The organism is Euhalothece natronophila Z-M001, from assembly GCF_007904085.1.
In the GTDB taxonomy this organism is placed as follows: domain Bacteria; phylum Cyanobacteriota; class Cyanobacteriia; order Cyanobacteriales; family Rubidibacteraceae; genus Halothece; species Halothece natronophila.
On sequence record NZ_CP042326.1, the window covers coordinates 1,023,395 to 1,043,939 of the forward strand.

The following is a 20,545-nucleotide window of genomic DNA, read 5'->3' on the forward strand; positions in this document are numbered from 1 at the left end:
TAACAAGCCTCGATTTTTTCTGGAAGAATGATTAATTACTTGTGTAACCAACTTCGATAAGCTATTTAAAAGGGTGGATCAAGGAATAGCTCATCAGGAATCATCTTATTAATTTCATCAGATATGACTCAATTGGATCAGGAAACCTGGCTAAATGAACTTATCAGATTATCTCGGGAAACTTCAGTGGGAAAACAGCTTCCTAATGCCTTTTATGTCCATGTCAGTGCCTTACCTGCCCTTTGCGAAACGTTACAAGCCTATGAACAGAAGGCGCGCTCAGTGGTGGAAAAAGACATTGCAGAGGCAACCCTAATTAAGTACAGCTTTAGTGAGCCGAAGATTTCTTACCTATTTTATCCCGACTTTGATCGCGTTGCCCATCCTCCCCTAAAAGCTAGCTTACAGGTAAACTTAGTGACCCTTGAGGTGAGTTATCGTAGCTATCACGATACAGTAAACCCTCCCATTCTCCATCGCAAAGAAACCTTTGTCACGCCAGAGTATCCCTATTATCAAACATTTGTCCAACTGACTCAACAAGAAAAAGCCCTCGGATTATTAACTCAATCTCGCTACATTGGAACTCAACGGGAATGGGAACAAAAATTGCGCGATCGCGCTGTAGAAATCCAAGGTCATCAAGTGATTTCTCATCAAGCCACCCACCAGAAAAAGCCCAAAATTGAACGCCACAAAGCAGCCATTGTTCGTCATCAAATCTCTCGTCCGGTTCGAGTTGCTTTAGAAGCAGAATTATTTACAGAAGGAACCACTTTCTTTGACTACGGTTGTGGATATGGGGGAGATATTGAACGCATTGCAGAAAAAGGATATGACAGTCGTGGCTGGGATCCCTATTACTCTCCTGACACCCCCTTAGTTGAAGCTGATATTGTCAATTTGGGTTATGTCATTAACGTTATTGAAGACACTCAAGAAAGACGAGAAGCCCTAATTAATGCTTGGAAACTCACGCGTCGGGTTTTAATTGTTTCGGCGCAAGTCCTAATTAACGATTCTAGCAACAGACAAGTAGCCTATGGGGATGGGGTAATTACGCGGCGTAATACCTTTCAAAAATACTACGAACAAGAAGAACTCAAAGCCTATATTGATCAAGTTTTAGGGGTTGATGCATTACCCATTGGCTTAGGGGTTTATTTAGTCTTTCGAGATTCCAGACAAGCGGAAACATTTCGCGCCAGTCGATTTCGTTCTCACGCCAAAACTCCCCGTTTACAAAAACGAGTCCGTCGCTTTGAAGACTATCAGACTTTATTAACTCCCCTTATGGATTTTATGACGGAACGGGGACGTTTACCCGCCAAAGGAGAACTCCCTGAAGAATCCCAAATTAAAGCTGAATTAGGGGGATTACGGAGGGCTTTTAAGGTGATTTTACAAGCGACAAACCAAGAAGACTGGAACGCGATCACACAACAGCGTAGCGAAGAACTAAAACTCTATTTAGCCACTGCTTTACTTACGCATCGTCCTAAATTTAAAGACTTTTCGGCTACTGTACGCCAAGATATCAAAGGGCTTTTTGGTTCCTTTAAGCAAGCCTGCGCTGAAGCTGAAGCCATGCTTTTTAGTTTAAGTGATCAAGAAGTCATTGAACAGTTATGTCGAGAAAGCAAAATTGGCTTAAAACTGAGTAAAAGTCTCCTTGTTCATATTAGCAGTCTAGAAGAATTAGATCCTTTATTAAGGCTTTATGAGGCTTGTGCCAGTCGTACTGTTGGACGCTTAGAAAATGTTACGGTGATTCAGTTTTATCTCGCAAAACCGAAAATTGCTTATTTATCTTATCCCGAATTTGATAGAGATCCTCATCCGCCGTTAAAAGCAAAAATGGAGATTAATTTAGGAGATTTAAATGTTTATTACACTGAATATAATCAAAATAATCCACCGCTTTTACACGAAAAGGATAAATTAGTTAGTTCTGATTATCCCCTTTATGAGAAATTTGCCCGCTTAACTCAACAAGAACGAGATTGGGGATTATTAGATGATTTTAAAGCGATTCGCGATCGCAGGGGTTGGTTAAAATGTCTAGAGGAGCATGGAGCAGAACTAAAAAATCATCATCTCCGTTGGCGAAAAGATCTTGACCTCTATCGTCTTAAAATTCTGAAAAGCCAAGTACAACAACGACGAAGACAGCAGAAAAAATCTCAATGATCATTAACTTTCTGCCACCAAAACATACAGAAATACCTCTAAACGAGTGAGAATATTTTTGAGTTCTGCAAGGGCTTGTTCGGGTAAAATCGGTTCAAGAGAGATGGGATCACGAGGAGAAAGTTCTAACCAACGTTTTAATAGGCTGTGTAAAGATTGAGGACTATTTTCAATTAAGGGTAGTAAGCAATTCAGAGTGGAAGTATCAACAACTACAGGATAATTAAGATACGGGTTGAGATAGTTAGTTAGTGCTAGGGGTTTTTGGGAGCGAATACTATTGATACAAGCCTCTCGAAATTCTTCTGTGCGGAGTTGGGGATGGAGATAGACTTGCAATTTTGACCATTGTTTAGCCCAATCCTCTACCCGCCATTGGGAAATAGGACGAGGTTTTTCAGTTTGAGGGCGGCTACACCAAAAGTCTAACAACCGATGGACGGGGTGAAACAGTTCAAATAATTCTAATCTTTGGGTTTCTGAAACTTCTGAGAATAATTGGGCAACTTCTGGTGGGAAAGACTCAGGGTTTTTAAATAAGTCCCATAAATGCCATTGATGCCAGTTCACCATCTTGATTAATTCTAATTCTGATTGTTCCAGATAGCTGAAGACATCAGAAAGCGTACAACCGCGATCGCGCTGAAAAAGATAATTCATTAAAATATTTTCAGTAGCATCAGGCTGTTCATACTCAGATTTCCAAGTGCGAGACTTAAGGTTAACTGAAGACTTCAGAGATTTCATCACTGCTTGCACAGTGTTAATTTCTTCTGCTTCAGGATTGTGATCAAATAAGCCTAACTTTTGGAAAGCAGTTTGTCCACGATACACATCAGCCCGTTGGTAAGCACTGTGAAAATTAGCCCGAATGATGCCATCTGGTTTTAGCACCGCCATGAGTGCCTCAAAATCAGCAACTGGGGTATCAGACAGATAAAACACCTCATCACAATTAATATAATCAAAGGTCAGTCCGAGGCGAGAAACGGATTGTAAGTCCATTACTTGCAATTGAATGTCCTCTCGGTGGTGAGTGGCAACGCGCGATCGCGCCCATTGAATCGACTCTTCCGAGAGATCAATCCCTATTACCTTTGCTTCAGGATTGGCTTGGGCAAGCGCCAATGTGCCATAACCTGTGCCACAACCGACATCGAGTATCACCTTGTCAGCAGGATTAATCACTTGTCGATCGCGCAGATAGAAGGGTGTCACTAAATTATGAGTCCATAAAACTGTGGGATCAGATTGGGGGGACTGTTCAAAAGGAATACGAGGATAGGGGCCAAAATTGAACTGCTCTCGGATGCTTTCGGTCATACTTTTTCCGTGATGTAAACATTTGTATAGTACAAAACTGCTACGCGATCGCGCTCTCCTTTCCACTGTTCATGGAGTAACTGCAAGTCTGCCATCAATTGCTCATGGGCTTCCCCTGTTTGAGGCGTATAAGACAAACTTAAGGCGCGTCCCTGTAAACTTTGCCAATCTAAAACTTGATGATAAGGAAAACGGTGATGACGTAATGTCCCAAAGAGTTCACTTTCTTCAATCAGAGGTAGATTTTGTTCATGCTGATGATGGACATCTGCCCTTCCTGAGGCTTCTCGAATTAGCTGGCGATAGGTAGCTGTAAACTGATCCGATTCATCCCAATCATTCCACATTAAAGCCAATCGTCCTTTAGGTTTCAGAATCCGATGAAACTCTTGCAAACTCGGTTCAGGATCAAACCAATGGAAAGCCTGACAAGCAATGATGAGATCAACACTTTCATTAGCTAATCCTGTGGCTTCGGCGTTACCATCTTGGAAAGTGACTTGGGGATGAGGGACAGCCGCTTCTCTCATTTCTGCATTGGGTTCAACTGCAATAACAGATACCCCTTGCTCGGCAAGTAAACGGCTACTAATTCCCGTTCCAGCCCCAATATCCGCAGCCACTAGCTCACTGGGATCACCTAAGTTGTCTAAAATCAGCGCGATCGCGGTTTCTGGGTAAGTGGGACGATATCGAGCATAATTTTCAGCGCGACTGGAAAATCGCCCCAGAGGATTTTGATCATGAAGAGGAGTGGGATCAGACATAATATTAAAAGAATTAAATAACGCGACGGCGAACAATAGTGGAAAATTGCTCTGATCCTAAAACCACGAGCCAAATTAGAATAATAATCGTTAGGGCTTCATCATAGCGGAACATAGTCATGGCGGTTTCTAATTCCACACCAATACCGCCAGCACCAACAATTCCAAGAATCACTGCCGAGCGAATGGCTTTTTCCAGAGCATACAAACTGGTCGCCACCATTGAGGGGAACGCCACAGGAAAAATTGCCCCAAGTGTAATCCCGAATTGAGACGAACCCGTTGCTCGCAAAGCATCCACTGGACCAGGGGGAATTTCCTCAATCCGTTCTGAGAAGAAACGACCACAGAAACCAATGGTATCAATGGTAAGGGTAAAAATCCCCGCTGCTGGCCCCAAACCAATGGCAATGACAAAAATTAAAGCCCAAACTAACTCGGGAATCGTTCGCACCGCTGCGACGAGGTTACGAGTGACTAAACGCACCACTTGATTCGGGGTCGTATTATCGGAGGCTAACAGAGCAACGGGTAAACTTAAAATTACCCCAGCAACTGTTCCCACTAAAGCCATTTCAAAGGTTTCTACAATTGCCCAGAAATAGTTTTCAAAGCGCGTCAAGTCTGGAGGAACTGCTTCGGCAATAAATTCCCCAATATTGCCAATACCAGCAATAATCCGACCTGGGGTCATTTCAGCACTGTAAACCCCACGGGCGAAAAATCCCAAAATAATAGCAATGACAATCAGCCAAGAAATAGAAGGCATCTGAAAGCGATTTGGCTGTTTACTCTTTAATCGTTCTGGAGTGCTAATCATTTTCGTCATGAGGTCATCTCCGCTTCCACTGCTGCTGTTGCTTCTTCTTCTTCCTCGTCATCGTCGTAAAGGTGATTCAATTCTTCTGTTGAAACTGATTTTTCTGCGCTATCCATCACTAAATTCCCATGACGCATTCCAATTAAGCGATCGCCGTATTCTTGAGCAATGGCTAATTGGTGCAGAGCGCAAACCACCGTTAAGTTTCGTTCGCGAACAATTTCCCACAATAAGTTCATCACTTCCCGACCTGACTTGGGATCAAGACTGGCAATGGGTTCGTCGGCGAGGACAATTTGTGGCTCTTGGAGTAACATCCGAGCAATTCCGACTCGTTGCTGTTGTCCGCCAGATAAACTTCTTGCCCGTTGCCCAGCATAATCACTGAGTCCGACTCGGTCTAAACATTCCATAGCGCGATCGCGCTCTTCTTTAGTGGCAGTGGAGGTAAACATTTCCCAAGGCTTGCGAATCCGTCCTAATGAGCCAAAGAGAACATTTTGCAGAACCCCTAAATTACCAATTAGTTCAAACCTTTGGAAAACCATTCCCACCTGTTGGCGTACCCGTTTAATTTTGCGATGATCTTTCCTTTTCTTGGCTGCTACCACATCAATATCATCCACATAGATGCTGCCTGTAGTTGCGGTTTCTAAGCCATTCATACAGCGCAGAAGGGTAGTTTTCCCTGAACCATTTGATCCGAGTAAAATTGTTCCTTCACCAGGGTTAATATTAAAGCTCACTCCTTTTACAGCTTGCGTTCCGTCTGGATACTGCTTCTTAACTTGATGAATTGAAAGCGGAATCATAATTCAGCTCCATAAAAAATTGACAATAGAATTAGCAACAGAAAGGAGTTATCCCTCCTCTCCATTGCAATGGCAAATCAGGTTAACTTAAAGTTCGTCTTCTAAGTCTTCCAAGCTATACCCAGCAGCGCGAAATGCGTCTCTCATTACGTCATATTCATCGTCTGTTACTGAATGCAAGCTCGAGTCCTCATATTTTACATCAGAGGCAAATAGCGCATCGAGAACTTCCTCCTCATTGTCAAGGACTCGCTCTAAAATTTCCTCATTACATTCTTCAGAGATGCGATCACTGGTCATAATTACATCTGAAGGAAGATCCGGCCCTTCAACCAGCATCCGATAAGAATCTTCACCATAACGTTCATCAAGACGACGAATATCACTGGTTCCAGCGGCAAAGGCATCCACATCCCCTGCAATAAAGGCTTCAATTCTGGCATCTCCTAAAAGACGAGCATTGACTTCTGTTTCTGGGTCGATCCCCAATTCTCCTTCAATTAGGGCAAGGGGGCCAATATGACCACTGGTTGAGCCAGCATCTTTAAGCGCAATATCTTTACCGTGTAGATCATCAGGATCTTCAATGTCACTATCAGGCAAGACGACAATGTTAGAGTTATACCCAGGGCGACGAATCCCCACTACAGGATTAATGTCCACTCGTGAGCCGATGGCAACATATTCAGCCGGTCCAGCTAACAGAATATCTACTTGATCAGCATCAACGGCGGCGGCTCCAATGGTACGGTCAGAGACAGCAAAGAACTCAAACTCAACTTCTAAAATTTCTGCCATGACGGACTGAAATTCTTCAAAGTCCCGTCGCAGTTCTTCCATCCCTTCTGTGCCAGTATCCGCGAACCGTAAGGTATCTGGGCAAGCACCACCAGCGCCAGTCATTTCACCGCCACCAGTTCCACCTCCATTACAGGAGGCGATGAGTACGGCTAAAGCAGAGGTAACTGCTGCCAACCGTTTTGTTTTTAACTGAATATGTAAATTCATAATTTTGACTTCCCCTCTCTTGTAAGAATTAAGAAATTATTATTTTTTCAGTGTTAATTACACTAAGTTGAGTTGGCTTCTAGGTAGCTCCACAGTTTTTTAAGCTAACAGCTAGAAGTTAAGAAGGTTTTATTGTTATGTTAATTTTCGGTTAAATGATTGTTTAGCTCTGGTATTTTTTGTTGTTATAAAGAAGATTCAGTAGCGCGATCGCGAAAAATATGGAAATTCAAGGCATTACTCCCTCTGGTGAAAAAGTTGATTATCTCCCCATGTCTTTGCAGCGGCATAATCCAGAACAAGTTGCTAACTTAATTTATGCGTCATCACCCGAGTTATTTTCTCTAATGTTTGGTTCTCAGGCGACTCAGAATCTGACTCAATTAGTCCAAGGTTCTGAGAATAAGTTTAGCTATCAATATGTTCGTGTTGCCCAAATAAGCAAACAAGTGGTGGGAATAGCGATTATTATTCCTGCCAAAAAGCTATCGATCAATACTGACTTTAAACGATTAAATTACCCTCAACAATTGCGGTTGGGATTACTCGAACGCTTGCTTTTTCCTTTTGTCTTACAGCAAGATTATCCTGAGGGCAGCTTTTATCTCGCTAATTTAGCTGTAACTTCCAGATATCGCAATCAAGGGATTGGGAGACAATTACTTTCCAATTGTATTGATGAAGCTAGTAATTATTCAGGATCACTTTATATCAGCGTTGATGTTGAGAATGTGAGGGCTAAAAAACTATATGAATCAATGGGCTTTCAGTTTGTGCAAGAGAAAGTGATCAACTTGGGAAGATGGAGAGTTGGTTCTTTGGTTTTAGCCTTATCAGCTTGAATCTTTGCCTAGGTAGAGTCTTCGGCGCTAGAGACAATTACAAAAAACTTTAGAATCCAGATTCCGCCCGCCAACTGTGACATCGTTTCCTCTAGCTGATAACAGCTTCGATGGCACTATGACTTGTTAACTGCTCGTTTCTCAGTTTTCTCAGCCAATGATTATTCTCCTTTAAAGTTTCAGTCAGTCTCTACTTAGAACCAGAGGCGACTATAAGAATTAACGAACAAGAAACACATTCCATCAAGGAGAATTTAATCATGAAACGCTTTTTAATTGGTAGTGCTGTAACCGTATTTTTCGCTGCTCTCTCTCCTGCGGCTTTAGCTGGCGAAATGGCAGCTGCTCCCGAAACTCGCACCAATAATAATGACATTCAACCTTTTAACTTGGTACAAGGGGCTTATCAAGGTCAATTTAGTGACCAAGGGATATCTGGTTTCAATGGTTTAGTCAACGGATACGAGCGTAGTCAAATTGAAGCCGAAGATTTAGTGGAAGCGGCAATTGCCAAAGGAAGACTTTCTCAAGATACTCGACAAGATAGTGGTTATCTCAATGCAGTGAGTTCACAACTACAAGGGCTTAGTGACCAAAGAGACAGCAATTAATTAATGAAAACGGATTGGAAATTGCAAACTAATGCTCCTCATAGGAATTACCTGTGAGGAGTTTTTTTATAGCGATCCCCAATGTCATGATACCATTTTTAATTACAGTAGATCCCCCCTTCGCCCCCTCACTAAAGCTTTAGTTAATAAGGGTTTGAGGGAAGTTTGGTTTGTCCTTTGTAGCCCAATAACTAATAACAACTAGCAAGAGAATGAATTTTTTTAAACCATTAGAAAGCGAACTTGATAGCAACTGTCACCGTCTTGAAAGCGCGATCGCGCAAAATAATAGTTTACTCATCATTGGGCTTGATCCTAGTCCAGAAATGTGTCCACAGGAACTAAGTTATCGAGAATGGTTGCAAGGGATTATTGAACAAACCCAAGACAAAGTTTGTGCTTATAAACCCACTTTAGGCTTTTATCAAGCAATGGGAAGCGCAGGGATGGAACTCTTAGAAGAAATTTTACAGATTATTCCAGATTCAATTCCTGTAATTCTTGATGCGAAACACGCCGACTTAAATACCAGTAGCCTCTTCGCAGAAACGGCTTTTGAAAAATGGAACGTAGATGCGATTACTGTTAACCCCTTTTCGGGACAAGATCAAGTTGCCCCTTTCCTCCTTCATTCTGATAAAATGGTCTTTGTCACCTGTTGCACCTCTAATCCCACAGCATCGGTCATCCAAAATTATCCCAACTCAGACTCTCCCCTTTATTTAGAATTAGTGAAAGAAGTTCGTAATTGGGGGCCACCTGAACAAATTGCTTTAGAAGTTGGCACTTATGATGCAAATACCTTAAAACAGGTGCGAGAAAATGCCCCAGAACGGTTTATTCTTGCCCGTAGTTTGTGGCAATCTAGAGAGACGACCTCCATTATAGCATCTGGCTTAAATCAGACAGGAAATGGGTTATTAATTCCAGTTCCGCAAGATTTTTTAACTCAAGAAAATTTAGCAGAAGCGGTTACAAATTTAAATCAAAATATTAATGACATCCGTCAAAATGTTTCGGAAAGCAATCATTTTTGTCAGATTTGGACAAGTGATGTTTGTTTACTGGATGAACATCCTAATCAAGATTTAATTTTACAACTTTATGACCTCGGGTGTATTTTATTTGGGGATTATTTACAAGCATCAGGACAAAAACTTCCCTATTATATCGACCTGAGAAAAATTATTTCCCAGCCGCAAGTGTTTCAAACAGTTTTAAATGCCTATTCTGCTATTCTAGAACCCCTCAATTTTGATCGCATTGCAGGGATTCCTTATGGCGCACTTCCTACTGCCACTGGCTTATCGATCCGCCTCCATTATCCCATGATTTATCCCCGAAAAGAAGTGAAAGCCCACGGAACGCGACGAGTGATAGAAGGCTATTTTGAAGCAGGGGAAACGGTGGTGATGATTGATGATATTTTAATTAGTGGTAAAAGCGCGATCGAAGCTGCAGAAAAAATTATCTCGCAAGGTTTAAATGTGGAAGATATTGTTGTGTTTATTGATCATGAAAAAGGGGTTAAAGAGCGCATGAAACAAGACGGTTATCGCGCCCATTCTGTTTTAACCATTTCTGAGATTACGGAAACCTTATACGATGCTGGAAGAATTAATCAGCAACAATATGAACTATTGAAAGTTGAAGACAACTAGTTATTTATGATTTGTCAGCCAATGATTCATGCTAGTTAAAAAAAGGCGGGATTTAACCCACCTATTGCAATTTCTCTTCCACTATTCTAAGAAGGAATGAGCCTCTGTGCTTGATTTACCCAGACTTTGATTAAGAATTGAGAGGGCACGAGTAAATTGGGGATCTTCCTCTGTTCCCTGTAGTTCAGGATTAGCGGATAAGCGCATTTGATCACCATCTTCTAAAGATACTTCGATATCAGGATCAATTCCTTTTTTATCAATATCACGTCCATCAGGGAGATAATAACGGGCTACGGTTAAAGCAATGCCAGAGCCATCAGACAGGGGATTGACAGCTTGCACAGTTCCTTTACCATAAGTTTGATCGCCAACGACAACTGCTCGATCATTATCTTGTAAAGCCCCAGCTAAAATTTCACTTGCACTAGCGGAGTTTTCGTTGACTAAAACAGCCAAGGGAAGGTCACTTAGTGAAGTTTGATCTGCCCCAAAATTACGATTGCCGCCAGTACGATCCACCACAGAAACAATTTCTCCTTGTTCCAACCACATTCTTGCCATTTCAATGCTACCGTAGAGCAGTCCCCCTGGATTGTTGCGTAAATCTAAGACAAAGGCTTCTGCATCTCTATCTTGCAAGTCAAGAATTGCATTTCGCATCTGATCGGCGGCGTGAGAGCTAAACTCTTCAATTTGAATATAGCCCACTCGAGTTTGATCAATTTCTCTTAATTCGTGCGTAACTCTTGGAATTTCAATGTTAGTACGAGTCAGAGTGAGGTTAAAAGTTCCTTCTCCGGCACGAGACAGCTTGAGGTCAACATCTGTTCCAGAATCGCCCCGAATTAACTCAGAAGCCTGTTCTAAACTTAAAAGGGATGTGGGCTGACCATCAATGGCAAGAATTTCGTCCCCTGGTTCAACTCCAGCTTCTTTGGCTGGCGAGTTTTCTAGGGGTTCAACGACTTTGATGGTTTGGCTTTCTTCATCTATGGCTAACTGTAAGCCAACTCCTGATAATTCTCCTGAAGTTTGTTCTTGTAAAGATTCAAATTGTTCCGGCTCTAAAAAACGAGTATCAGCGTCATCTAATTTTCCTAAGGCTTCTCGAATGGCACGATAGGCATCTTCTCTGGATTCATAATCCCGTTCTAATAATTCTTCTCGAGTGGATTCCCAGTCATCTTGATTAAATTCTGGATCAACATATTGGTTGTTGACCATTTGCCACACTTCATCGACAAGGGTTTTGTAGCTTTCTTCAAGATTGGCAGCTGCTGGGGCGGTTAAATTAGGGATAAACCAAGAGATACCAATGAGAGTGCCGGCTAGAGTAGCACAGCGAAGGGATTGCTTTAGACGGTGGAGAGGAGTTTGCTTCATGTTATCTTTGAGACTGGAAAACATCATGATTAGGGAACAGTGATTCTCGTGTTGCTAGTTATTAGAGGAATTTAAAGTTTCTTCTTCTAAGTAAACTTCCTGATCTTCTTGATTGTTGAGAACAATTGATTTTACTTTTATTTTTCCTTCAATGGTAACAGCTTCACCACTATCTGGAAGGGGATTATTGGTCAGAATCCAAATTGTGCCACTTTCATCTTGTAGTTGATAAGCTCCATTATTGAGAAAAGGAGCGCGATCGCGCACCACTCCTTCAACTAAAACTGATTGTTCTAAACGATCGGTCTGGGTTGACAGTTGTGCAATAGAATTTACCTCTATTGATGGGTCACAACCAGCCAACCCAAAGCAAATCAAGCATAAACTGCCCACGATTAAGGGTGACGAGATAATTTTCATCACGGCTACTTTAATAATACCGCCCAAGTCCCCTTCATTATAGAATCTCTCACCTTACAACAAGATTAATTTCAGCTTAAATTGCCTGAGAAAATGCTTTCGTCTGCTTTTGTTTTAAGTAAGCATCAAAGACACTGGCAATGTTACGAATTAATAACCGTCCTGTAGGAGTGACTTCAATGGTATCTCCTTCTACTTCTACTAGTCCATCTTTTGCTAACCCTTTTAATTGAGATAATTCGGAGGCAAAATATTCAGAAAAGTTATGGTTAAAGTTGATACCGTACTTGTCTTTTAAGCAATCAGGAGAAAAGTGGAACTGACACATTAATTCAATAATAATTGCTTGACGGAGATGATCTTCTTCTTGCAGTTGGACTCCTTTTTGAATGGGAAATTGATCCGCATCTAAGTCGCGATAATAGTCTTTTAAGCGTTTTTGATTCTGAATATAAACATCATGCAACATACTAATGGCGGTCATTCCAAAGGAGAGTAAATCTGACTCAGGTTTGGTGGTGTAACCTTGGAAGTTGCGATGAAGTTCCCCTTTTTGTTGCGCGATCGCGAGTTCATCATTAGGCTTGGCAAAGTGATCCATGCCAATAAAAACATACCCTTGTTGGGTTAATTTATCAATGGACATTTGGAAGATTTTTAGTTTTTCTTCCCCACTAGGTAATGCTTCTTCTGGAAGTAATTTTTGTACGGGTTTCATCCAGGGAACATAGGCAAAATTAAACACCGCAATGCGATCAGGATCAAGCGCGATCGTTTTTTCTATAGTTTCCCGAAATGTCTCTACAGTTTGATAGGGTAAGCCATAAACTAAGTCCACATTAACACTTTCAAAGCCAGCTTCCCGTATCCATTCCATGACATTAAATAACATGGTTTCAGTTTGGACACGGTTAATCGCTTCTTGTACTTCTAGATCAAAATCTTGAATACCAAAACTAATCCGATTAAACCCTAAATCTCTTAAGAAAAGGAGATAATTTTTATCTAAATATTTCGGATTGACTTCTAGAGAAATTTCGGAATTATCTTCAAAAGTAAACTCCTCATTTAATTTATTCCACAGTCTCTCCACTTGATCAAGTTTGAGATAATTAGGCGTTCCGCCTCCCCAATGAAATTGATTAACTTTCCGTTTAGAATCTACTAGAGAAGATACTTGATCAATGTTTTTAAAAACATAGTCTAAGTAGGGATCCGCTACTTCCTTCCGTTGAGTAATTAATGTGTTGCAGCCACAAAAATAACAAGGGGTTTCACAAAAAGGAATGTGGCAATATAACGATAAAGGAGTTTGATTCGTATTTCCATGCGCGATCGCGTTTTCAAAGGATTGCGGATTAAAGTTTTCTCGCAGTTCCGTGGCTGGAGGATAACTGGTATAGCGCGGTAAAGGTTGGGCGTATTTTTTTAAGAGTTCTCTGTTAACTTTAACCGTTTGAATTGTCATTGTCTTCTTCTTATCTAAACAGCTACTTCAGTGCTACCTTCTTTATTTTGGCGAGTGAGGAGATCAAAAGTATGCTCACCAATGGTTTCTTTAATATCATCTTCTAACTCGTGGAAAACATCCCGATTCAGCTTAAACACATAATTTGCCTCAGAAATAATAGCATCTAATGTGTCTTGATTGACTGCAATGCTATCTAGGGCTTGACGATATTTTGCTTTAAATTCTTTTTTCGCTTCAGGAGTAGGGAGAGCATCAAATTCATGTAAACCTGTTCCTTGATCAGCTGGTAAATCCATTGCCGATCGCGCAATTTTTCTTAACCCTTGTCCCCCAGAAAGATCCCCTAAATAACGCACATAAGAATGAGCAATTAAAGATTCTGGTTGAGTCTCACTGACTTCCTTAATGCGATCAACATAAACTTTTCCAGCAGGAGATGGGGCAATTTTATCTTGCCAATTTTCTCCAAAAAAGTAAGCTAAATCTTGTTGTAATTTTTCTTTACGTTCTAACTCAGGGAAGTAAATTTTTCCTACTACAGGATGATCCCGATGACGATAAATTTCTGCTTCTAAAGTTGAGTAAACAAAATATAAATCCGCCATTAATTTTGCATAGGGCTTTTTCTCCATTACCCCTTTGAGAAAACATTTCATAAAGGCGGTATTTTCAGAAGCAGTGTGAGCTTTTTTGGTTCCTTCACGAAGTTCTTGCGCGAGATCACTCATGATTAACTCCTTGCCATTTCGTTTGTTATTCTTTTATAGTTATAAGAGTATTTAGAAATTATTGCCCAGTCGAGTTGGCAATTCTTTACAAAGTTTGACAATCACTGTGCCTAATCCATAAAAATTGTCTATGATACCTATTGGATAACTATAGGGAGGAACTTAAACAATGTCAACTGCGGTATCTCAACCAGAAGTCAAAACGTCCATGAAGGAAACCTTACTTACGCCTCGCTTCTACACCACAGACTTTGATGCGATGGCGAACATGGACTTATCCAGTCAGCAAGAGGAATTAGAGGCGATGGTAGCGGAAATGCGTGCTGACTATAACTGCTATCATTTTGTGCGTACCGAAGAATTTGAAAAGTCTTGGGATCACATTGACGAAAAGACCCGAGAGGCATTTCTAGAGTTTTTAGAGCGTTCCTGCACCTCCGAATTTTCAGGGTTTTTGCTGTTTAAGGAACTTTCTCGCAAACTTAAAGGACGTAATCAGTTATTAGCAGATATTTTTCACTACATGGCGCGAGACGAAGCCCGACACGCAGGGTTTTTGAATAAAGCCATGAAAGATTTTAATGTCACCCTTGATCTTGGCTATTTAACGAAGCATCGCACTTATACTTTCTTTAAGCCAGAATGGGTGATTTATGCAGTGTATTTGTCAGAGAAGATCGGTTACTGGCGCTATATCACGATTTATCGCCATCTAGAACAACATCCTGAATATGAGTTTTATCCCTTATTTAAGATGTTTGAAAGTTGGTGTCAAGATGAGAACCGACATGGGGATATTTTTAAAGCCCTGCTGCGATCGCAGAATAAGTTATGGCAAACTTGGCGTGGAAGACTGTGGGCGCGTTTCTTCTTACTCTCTGTTTTTGCTACCCATACCCTCACGGTACATGAAAGAGCGGATTTTTACGAATCTTTAGGTTTAGATGCAAAAGAATTTGATCGTCACATTACACGGAAAACCAACGAAACTGCAGGGCGTGCTTTCCCAGTAATGTTAAATGTGGATCATCCCGAATTTTTCCAGCGTTTAGAAACCTGCGCGGAACGTAACAAAAAGTTAAATGAAATTGAAAATAGTGATGCGCCACGCTGGTGGAAAAAACTGAAAAAACTGCCTTTAATTACAGCGATTTTTGTTGATTTAGTACGTCTCTATTTCATGAAGCCCATTGATGCAGTGAGTGAATGGGAAGCAGTTTATTAATTTAATTTAATTTGTTAGGTTGGGTAGAATGAAAGTCAAACCCAACCTTTTATAAGTTTTCGATAAAATTTGCTCCCAAATAAAACATCGGCTCTAACATAATTTTTTAGTTTTTAATTATTTAATTCAAGTACAACTTGTAAATTAATGGATTTAATGCTGTCATACTTAATCAAGAATATTATCAAACTCTGATGAGAAGGCGCGAGATATGATGACAAGTTCATTCAAGTTTTATCTTAATGTGACGAGAAGATGCTCACGCTTTGCTCCGCTCCGTTATACCGTCAGGTTAACGGGGTGACGGGGCGTATAAACATCTGAGGAGAGCTTCACTTCCTCGCTTCGCTGTGTCGCTCCAGTCAGATGACAGCCCCTCATGAATCGTCACCAAACAAATAAAAGTCCGTAAGGACATCCTTAAACTAACAATTAACAAGTTGACAACCTATGATAAACATCCTACAATAAGCAATTTACCAATCAATCAGGTCGATGTTAACTTTCAACTACCAGTACCGAATCTATCCCGATCAATCTCAAGAAGAAAAACTCCTTGAGATTATGGAAGTTTGTCGAGGGGCATATAACTACTCCCTTCGAGAAATCAAAGATTGGTGCAATAGTCGAAAGTGTAGTATCGACCGATGCAGTTTAGTTTCGGAGTATATCATTCCTGCTGATGCTAAATTTCCTAGCGAATTAAATCAGCTTAATCAACTTCCAAAAGCCAAGACAAAATTTCCTAGATTAAAAGAAGTCCCCTCTCAGGTGTTGCAACAAACCATTAAACAACTACATCGAGCATGGGACTTTTTTAGAGAAAGAGGATACGGCTTTCCTAGATTCAAAAAGTTTGGACAATTGAAGTCGATTCTTTTTCCTCAATTCAAGGAAAACCCAATTACAGGTGGGCAAATTAGCTTACCCAAAGTGGGGAAAATCAGAATCAATGTTCATCGTCCAATCCCAGAGGGGTTTCAGGTTAAGCAAGTTCGAGTCATCAGGAAAGCAGATCGATGGTATGTGTCAGTATATCTTCAATTAGATGTAGAAGTACCTAATCCACCCCCTCATGGTCATGCTATAGGAGTTGATATCGGATTAGATAAGTTCTTAGCAACCAGTGATGGTGTTCTCGTCAAGCCGCCCAAGTTTTTTAAGGAAATGCAAAGGAAGTTGAAATCACTTCAACGCAGACTTTCTAGAAAACAGAAGCGGTCGAATAATTACGAGAAACAACGCATCAAGGTAGCAAGAATGCACCACAAAATTAGCAACACTCGAAAAGATTTCCACTATAAGCAGGCTCATGCTTTGTGTGATGGTGGTGACATGATCTTCATGGAAGATTTGGATTACCGCATTACAGCTAAGGGAATGCTTGGAAAAGAAATGTTGGATGGTGGTTTTGGTCAGTTCCGAACCATCACTCAACAAGTCTGTTGGAAACGTGGCAAGTATTTTAGTGTTGTTGATGCGAGAGGATCAAGTCAAACTTGTCCTAATTGTGGGGTTCATGTCAAAAAAGACTTGAGCGTAAGAGTGCATAATTGTCCTGAATGTGGCTACAAAGCGGATCGGGAGTGCGATTCGTTCAGTCTAAACACACTCTTGTAGTGATGGGGACGACTGGCTTCTGGGGGGTAACCGATTAGGTAGAGTTCGCACTTTAATCCCTCCCAGATGACAACTCTGTGACCTTACAGGTGAGAGTGACCAGTGTAGCAATAGCAAAGACCACTGGAAGGGGTAACTCCCATAACAACTCAAGTCCTGTCGCCAAGGCACTTGGTTGAAAGCATATTCCCTACGGTAGCGACTAGCCATCAATCCGTAAAGCGGGAATAGAAGCGGAAAGAGGAAGGATAGCCTGTGTCCCAGTCCCGTTAGCAAGTCTCTAAGGAGAACAAGGTCTAAGGATACGATTGAATCATCGTTACCGCTAACCAGAGAAATCAGGCTGACTACTCTGGGAGTCCCAAAAAAAGGGCAATAGTTGGGGTGACAAGAGGATTCTCGTCTACTTGTCAGTGCCACCCATAAGCTCGGTGAGGAGTATCCCTCCTAAAGGAGACAAACCAAAGGTCACAGGGAACGAAGTAACTCCCTCGTTTACTCTCAACTCTGGTCGATGAGTGGAGTAGTCAGCTAAGACGCAACATCTACTTTCATTTGGTAGGTAGCGGGGGAGAGAGATTGAGTCAGAAGCAAACGCTCTTTGTAACAGAAGAGATAAACTGACGGACTCACGGTTAGATGGATTGTAGAGGTACAAGTAAGAGTACATAAGTTATGAACACGGACACAAACCGATGTATTAAATGGGGCGACATCAATTGGCATAAGGTCGAGAGAGTCGTCTATAAGCTCCAAAAGCGCATCTACAAAGCGTCTCGTCGTGGAGATGTCAAAGCAGTTCGCAGACTCCAGAAATTGTTAAACAAGTCTTGGTCGGCTAAGGTATTAGCGGTGCGTAGAGTTACTCAGGATAATCAGGGCAAGAAGACGGCAGGAGTGGATGGGGTTAAATCCTTGTCCCCAGAAGCACGTATGAAGCTCGTAAATAATCTGAAACTGGGTTCAAAGGTCAAACCGACTCGAAGGGTGAGGATTCCCAAGCCTAACGGGGAGGAAAGACCTTTGGGAATACCTACCATGTATGACCGTGCGCTTCAAGCGTTAGTAAAATTAGCCTTAGAACCTGAATGGGAGGCGGTCTTTGAACCAAATTCCTACGGGTTCCGAGCAGGACGTTCAGCCCATGATGCCATTGAAGCAATTTTCGACGCTATTCGGTTCAAACCCAAATACGTGCTTGATGCGGATATATCCAAATGTTTCGACCGTATTAACCACGAAAGACTTCTGAATAAATTAAATACCTTCCCCACGTTTCGGAGGCAAATCCGAGCGTGGCTCAAGTCAGGGGTAATGGAAGGCAAGAAGTTTTCACCAACGTCTGAGGGTACGCCACAGGGTGGGGTCGTATCTCCGCTATTGGCTAATATCGCCCTCCACGGTATGGAAAACGAGATTAAATCTATTGCTGGCAGTTTCGATATGAAGCGTCCGAATGGATATCAATTACCATTAAGGGATAAGAAAGACTCTGTTAGTATAGTCCGATATGCGGATGATTTCGTAATCTTACATAAAGACCTAGCCGTTGTCCAAAGATGTAAAGAGGTTATCACAGGATGGTTGACAGACATGGGCTTAGAGTTGAAACCGAGCAAAACCAGAATCGCCCACACCCTTGAAAATTACGAAAACGAAAAAGCAGGATTTAACTTCTTAGGCTTTAATATCCGCCAATACAAGGTGGGTAAATATACATCAGGAAGGGATTCAAAAGGTCAGATTCTGGGATTCAAAACGCTCATCACCCCTAGTAAGGAGAGTCAGGAAAGACACTACCGAAGAATTTGTGAGGTGATAGATAAGTATAAGGGACAGTCACAGGCTGTTCTGATTACTAGACTTAATCCCATAATCAGAGGTTGGTGTAATTACTTCTCTACGAAAGTCAGTCAAAAGGTCTTTTCGAGACTAGACTACCTGACTTTCTGGAAACTATTTAAGTGGGGTATTAAACGTCATCGAAACAAAGGAAGAAAATGGATAAAGTCCAAATACTTCCGAACGATAGGTGGCGATAAATGGACATTTGCTACTACTCCTCGTGAAGGGTCGAATCCTATAGTGTTGATGAAGCACTCACAGACAGCAATCGTCCGCCATGTCAAAGTTAAGGGAGATAAAAGCCCCTATGACGGCGACTTAATCTATTGGAGTTCAAGAATGGGCAAACACCCTGAGATGCCAAAGCTAACGGCATCGTTGCTCAAAAAGCAGAAAGGGAAATGCGCTCACTGCGGATTGTTTTTCCGAGATGGAGATTTATTAGAGGTTGACCATATCGTTCCCCGCTCAAAAGGTGGTAAGAACGAGTACAAGAATTATCAACTACTCCATCGACATTGCCACGATGAAAAGACCAGAACGGATGGGAGTTACGACCGCGTGGCTACCATCATCCCAAAGGATTACCGATGGGAGAACGATATGCTGGTGACGTGCTGATGACAACAGCCGTTTAACTGAGGAGCGGTATGAGGTGAAAGTCTCACGTACCGTTTTGAAGAGCAGTGGAGGGGGTGACCTCTTCACTGACTTTAATCGTGGCAGCAGCTCAAGTTTTAAGAAACCGAGGATTAAATTTAGTACCGCAGGATTTGCGGGAAAGGAAACTGCCTGCTACCGATGGGGTTTCCCATCAAGAGCGATCTGTCGGGGGATTGGGAAACCAGTCCTAGATAAGTGCGACGCTGGAAAATCTTAACTGTGAAGTTAGGAAGCCCTCGACATAATCTCTGATTTGTCGAGGGAGGATATCACAGAATGGTAATCAATTGACGGCTACTAAAACGATAATGAACTCACTAACAATTCAACTGCCAGACGAAAAACTACAAAAACTACAACAGCTAGCTAAAGAAAAGGGTATTACAACTGAAGAACTCATAGAAACTAAAATCAATGAATGGTTAACACACAACCCTCAAGAATTTCCTGAAGTAGCTAATTATGTTGTAAACAAAAATGCTGATCTTTATAAGCGCTTAGCATGACCCGTTACTTGACTCTATCAGAAGTTTTAGACTTACACGCCTTACTCATTCAGCAATCAGGAGGAAGAGACGGAATTAGAGATAGAGGAAGCTTAGAATCTGCGATTTCCCAGCCTCAGATGACATTCGGAGGAGGAAATTTGTATCCTACAGTCATTGAAAAAGCAAGTGCCTTAGGATTTTCCTTAATTCTGAATCATCCCTTCCTTGATGGGAATAAAAGAACAGGTCACGCAGCCATGGAAACTTTTTTAATCCTAAATGGTTGGGAAATTGAAGCAAGCATTGATGAGCAAGAAAACATCATTTTAGGAGTTGCATCAGGAAAAGTTGATAGAGAAACATTGACTCAATGGTTAAGAGAACATACCAAACCTTTTGATTAACTGACACGAACAATAATTTTTAGTTAAATTAATACTTTCTTCCATTGGCTTACAAGTTAATTTAAAGGATAGCGCGATCGCGAAAATTAGTAGTGGGAGGGAATCGAGTAGAAGTTATTGTACACAGCAAGGATTTGTAAAAACCAGAATGAAGTGGCACAGATGAACCTAGCGCGCATCGTAGCTGAGTCTATAATCAAGTTATAAGGGTGCAAGATACCTTATTAATCCGTGCGCTAAATAGTTAACATGGGAAAGTGA

General features: G+C 41.5%; 19 protein-coding genes. 10 read left to right on the forward strand and 9 right to left on the reverse strand.

The window, feature by feature from the left end:
• Window positions 1-123 precede the first annotated feature (123 nt).
• Window positions 124-2,190 (forward strand): DNA phosphorothioation-associated putative methyltransferase, encoded by a 2,067-nt coding sequence (locus tag FRE64_RS04840; RefSeq protein ID WP_146294917.1) that lies wholly within the window; start codon window positions 124-126, stop codon window positions 2,188-2,190.
• 3 nt (window positions 2,191-2,193) lie between these two features.
• Here the strand turns inward: FRE64_RS04840 and FRE64_RS04845 are convergent, their stop codons facing one another.
• The 5 genes from FRE64_RS04845 to FRE64_RS04865 all read right to left on the reverse strand — a co-directional run bounded on the left by FRE64_RS04845 (window position 2,194) and on the right by FRE64_RS04865 (window position 6,920).
• Window positions 2,194-3,513: a class I SAM-dependent methyltransferase gene (locus tag FRE64_RS04845; RefSeq protein ID WP_146294918.1), complete on the reverse strand. Its 1,320-nt coding sequence runs from the start codon at window positions 3,511-3,513 to the stop codon at window positions 2,194-2,196.
• Window positions 3,510-4,280: a class I SAM-dependent methyltransferase gene (locus FRE64_RS04850; protein ID WP_146294919.1), complete on the reverse strand. Its 771-nt coding sequence runs from the start codon at window positions 4,278-4,280 to the stop codon at window positions 3,510-3,512. Before FRE64_RS04850 ends, FRE64_RS04845 begins: the two co-directional genes overlap by 4 nt.
• 13 nt (window positions 4,281-4,293) lie before the next feature.
• Window positions 4,294-5,109 (reverse strand): phosphonate ABC transporter, permease protein PhnE, encoded by an 816-nt coding sequence (gene phnE, locus FRE64_RS04855; RefSeq protein WP_222597861.1) that lies wholly within the window; start codon window positions 5,107-5,109, stop codon window positions 4,294-4,296.
• The gene (gene phnC / locus FRE64_RS04860; protein WP_146294920.1) at window positions 5,106-5,912 is read right to left on the reverse strand and encodes a phosphonate ABC transporter ATP-binding protein; all 807 of its coding nucleotides are present in this window, start codon (window positions 5,910-5,912) and stop codon (window positions 5,106-5,108) included. The genes phnE and phnC overlap by 4 nt, the downstream gene beginning before the upstream one ends.
• A gap of 87 nt (window positions 5,913-5,999) precedes the next feature.
• The gene (locus FRE64_RS04865) at window positions 6,000-6,920 is read right to left on the reverse strand and encodes a PhnD/SsuA/transferrin family substrate-binding protein (protein ID WP_146294921.1); all 921 of its coding nucleotides are present in this window, start codon (window positions 6,918-6,920) and stop codon (window positions 6,000-6,002) included.
• Between the two features lie 221 nt (window positions 6,921-7,141).
• Between FRE64_RS04865 and FRE64_RS04870 the strand changes: the two genes are divergently transcribed.
• The 3 genes from FRE64_RS04870 to FRE64_RS04880 all read left to right on the forward strand — a co-directional run bounded on the left by FRE64_RS04870 (window position 7,142) and on the right by FRE64_RS04880 (window position 10,034).
• A complete protein-coding gene (locus FRE64_RS04870; RefSeq protein ID WP_146294922.1) occupies window positions 7,142-7,762 on the forward strand; it encodes a GNAT family N-acetyltransferase in 621 nt (206 codons plus the stop codon).
• A 260-nt stretch (window positions 7,763-8,022) separates the two neighbouring features.
• Window positions 8,023-8,373 (forward strand): hypothetical protein, encoded by a 351-nt coding sequence (locus FRE64_RS04875; protein ID WP_146294923.1) that lies wholly within the window; start codon window positions 8,023-8,025, stop codon window positions 8,371-8,373.
• 212 nt (window positions 8,374-8,585) lie between these two features.
• The gene (locus FRE64_RS04880; RefSeq protein WP_146294924.1) at window positions 8,586-10,034 is read left to right on the forward strand and encodes a bifunctional orotidine-5'-phosphate decarboxylase/orotate phosphoribosyltransferase; all 1,449 of its coding nucleotides are present in this window, start codon (window positions 8,586-8,588) and stop codon (window positions 10,032-10,034) included.
• Between the two features lie 81 nt (window positions 10,035-10,115).
• Here the strand turns inward: FRE64_RS04880 and FRE64_RS04885 are convergent, their stop codons facing one another.
• The 4 genes from FRE64_RS04885 to FRE64_RS04900 form a co-directional block, all read right to left on the reverse strand.
• Window positions 10,116-11,420 (reverse strand): S41 family peptidase, encoded by a 1,305-nt coding sequence (locus tag FRE64_RS04885; RefSeq protein WP_146297284.1) that lies wholly within the window; start codon window positions 11,418-11,420, stop codon window positions 10,116-10,118.
• Window positions 11,421-11,474: 54 nt separating this feature from the next.
• Entirely contained in the window at window positions 11,475-11,840 is a 366-nt protein-coding gene (locus FRE64_RS04890) for a DNA-binding protein (protein WP_246140397.1), read from the reverse strand.
• A gap of 76 nt (window positions 11,841-11,916) precedes the next feature.
• A complete protein-coding gene (gene hemN, locus FRE64_RS04895) occupies window positions 11,917-13,308 on the reverse strand; it encodes an oxygen-independent coproporphyrinogen III oxidase (protein WP_146294925.1) in 1,392 nt (463 codons plus the stop codon).
• A gap of 14 nt (window positions 13,309-13,322) precedes the next feature.
• Entirely contained in the window at window positions 13,323-14,042 is a 720-nt protein-coding gene (locus FRE64_RS04900; RefSeq protein WP_146294926.1) for a biliverdin-producing heme oxygenase, read from the reverse strand.
• A gap of 166 nt (window positions 14,043-14,208) precedes the next feature.
• Between FRE64_RS04900 and acsF the strand changes: the two genes are divergently transcribed.
• The 6 genes from acsF to FRE64_RS04930 all read left to right on the forward strand — a co-directional run bounded on the left by acsF (window position 14,209) and on the right by FRE64_RS04930 (window position 20,284).
• Entirely contained in the window at window positions 14,209-15,264 is a 1,056-nt protein-coding gene (gene acsF / locus FRE64_RS04905) for a magnesium-protoporphyrin IX monomethyl ester (oxidative) cyclase (RefSeq protein WP_146294927.1), read from the forward strand.
• Between the two features lie 495 nt (window positions 15,265-15,759).
• Window positions 15,760-16,884: an RNA-guided endonuclease InsQ/TnpB family protein gene (locus tag FRE64_RS04910; RefSeq protein ID WP_146294928.1), complete on the forward strand. Its 1,125-nt coding sequence runs from the start codon at window positions 15,760-15,762 to the stop codon at window positions 16,882-16,884.
• A gap of 675 nt (window positions 16,885-17,559) precedes the next feature.
• The gene (ltrA, locus tag FRE64_RS04915; protein ID WP_146294929.1) at window positions 17,560-19,350 is read left to right on the forward strand and encodes a group II intron reverse transcriptase/maturase; all 1,791 of its coding nucleotides are present in this window, start codon (window positions 17,560-17,562) and stop codon (window positions 19,348-19,350) included.
• 74 nt (window positions 19,351-19,424) lie between these two features.
• Window positions 19,425-19,583, forward strand: a complete 159-nt coding sequence (locus FRE64_RS04920) for a hypothetical protein (RefSeq protein WP_222597862.1) — start codon at window positions 19,425-19,427, stop codon at window positions 19,581-19,583.
• 117 nt (window positions 19,584-19,700) lie between these two features.
• A complete protein-coding gene (locus FRE64_RS04925) occupies window positions 19,701-19,898 on the forward strand; it encodes a ribbon-helix-helix domain-containing protein (protein ID WP_146294930.1) in 198 nt (65 codons plus the stop codon).
• Window positions 19,895-20,284 carry a type II toxin-antitoxin system death-on-curing family toxin gene (locus FRE64_RS04930; protein WP_146294931.1) on the forward strand — a complete coding sequence of 130 codons (390 nt, stop codon included), beginning with the start codon at window positions 19,895-19,897 and terminating at the stop codon, window positions 20,282-20,284. The genes FRE64_RS04925 and FRE64_RS04930 overlap by 4 nt, the downstream gene beginning before the upstream one ends.
• The last annotated feature ends 261 nt before the right edge of the window (window positions 20,285-20,545 follow it).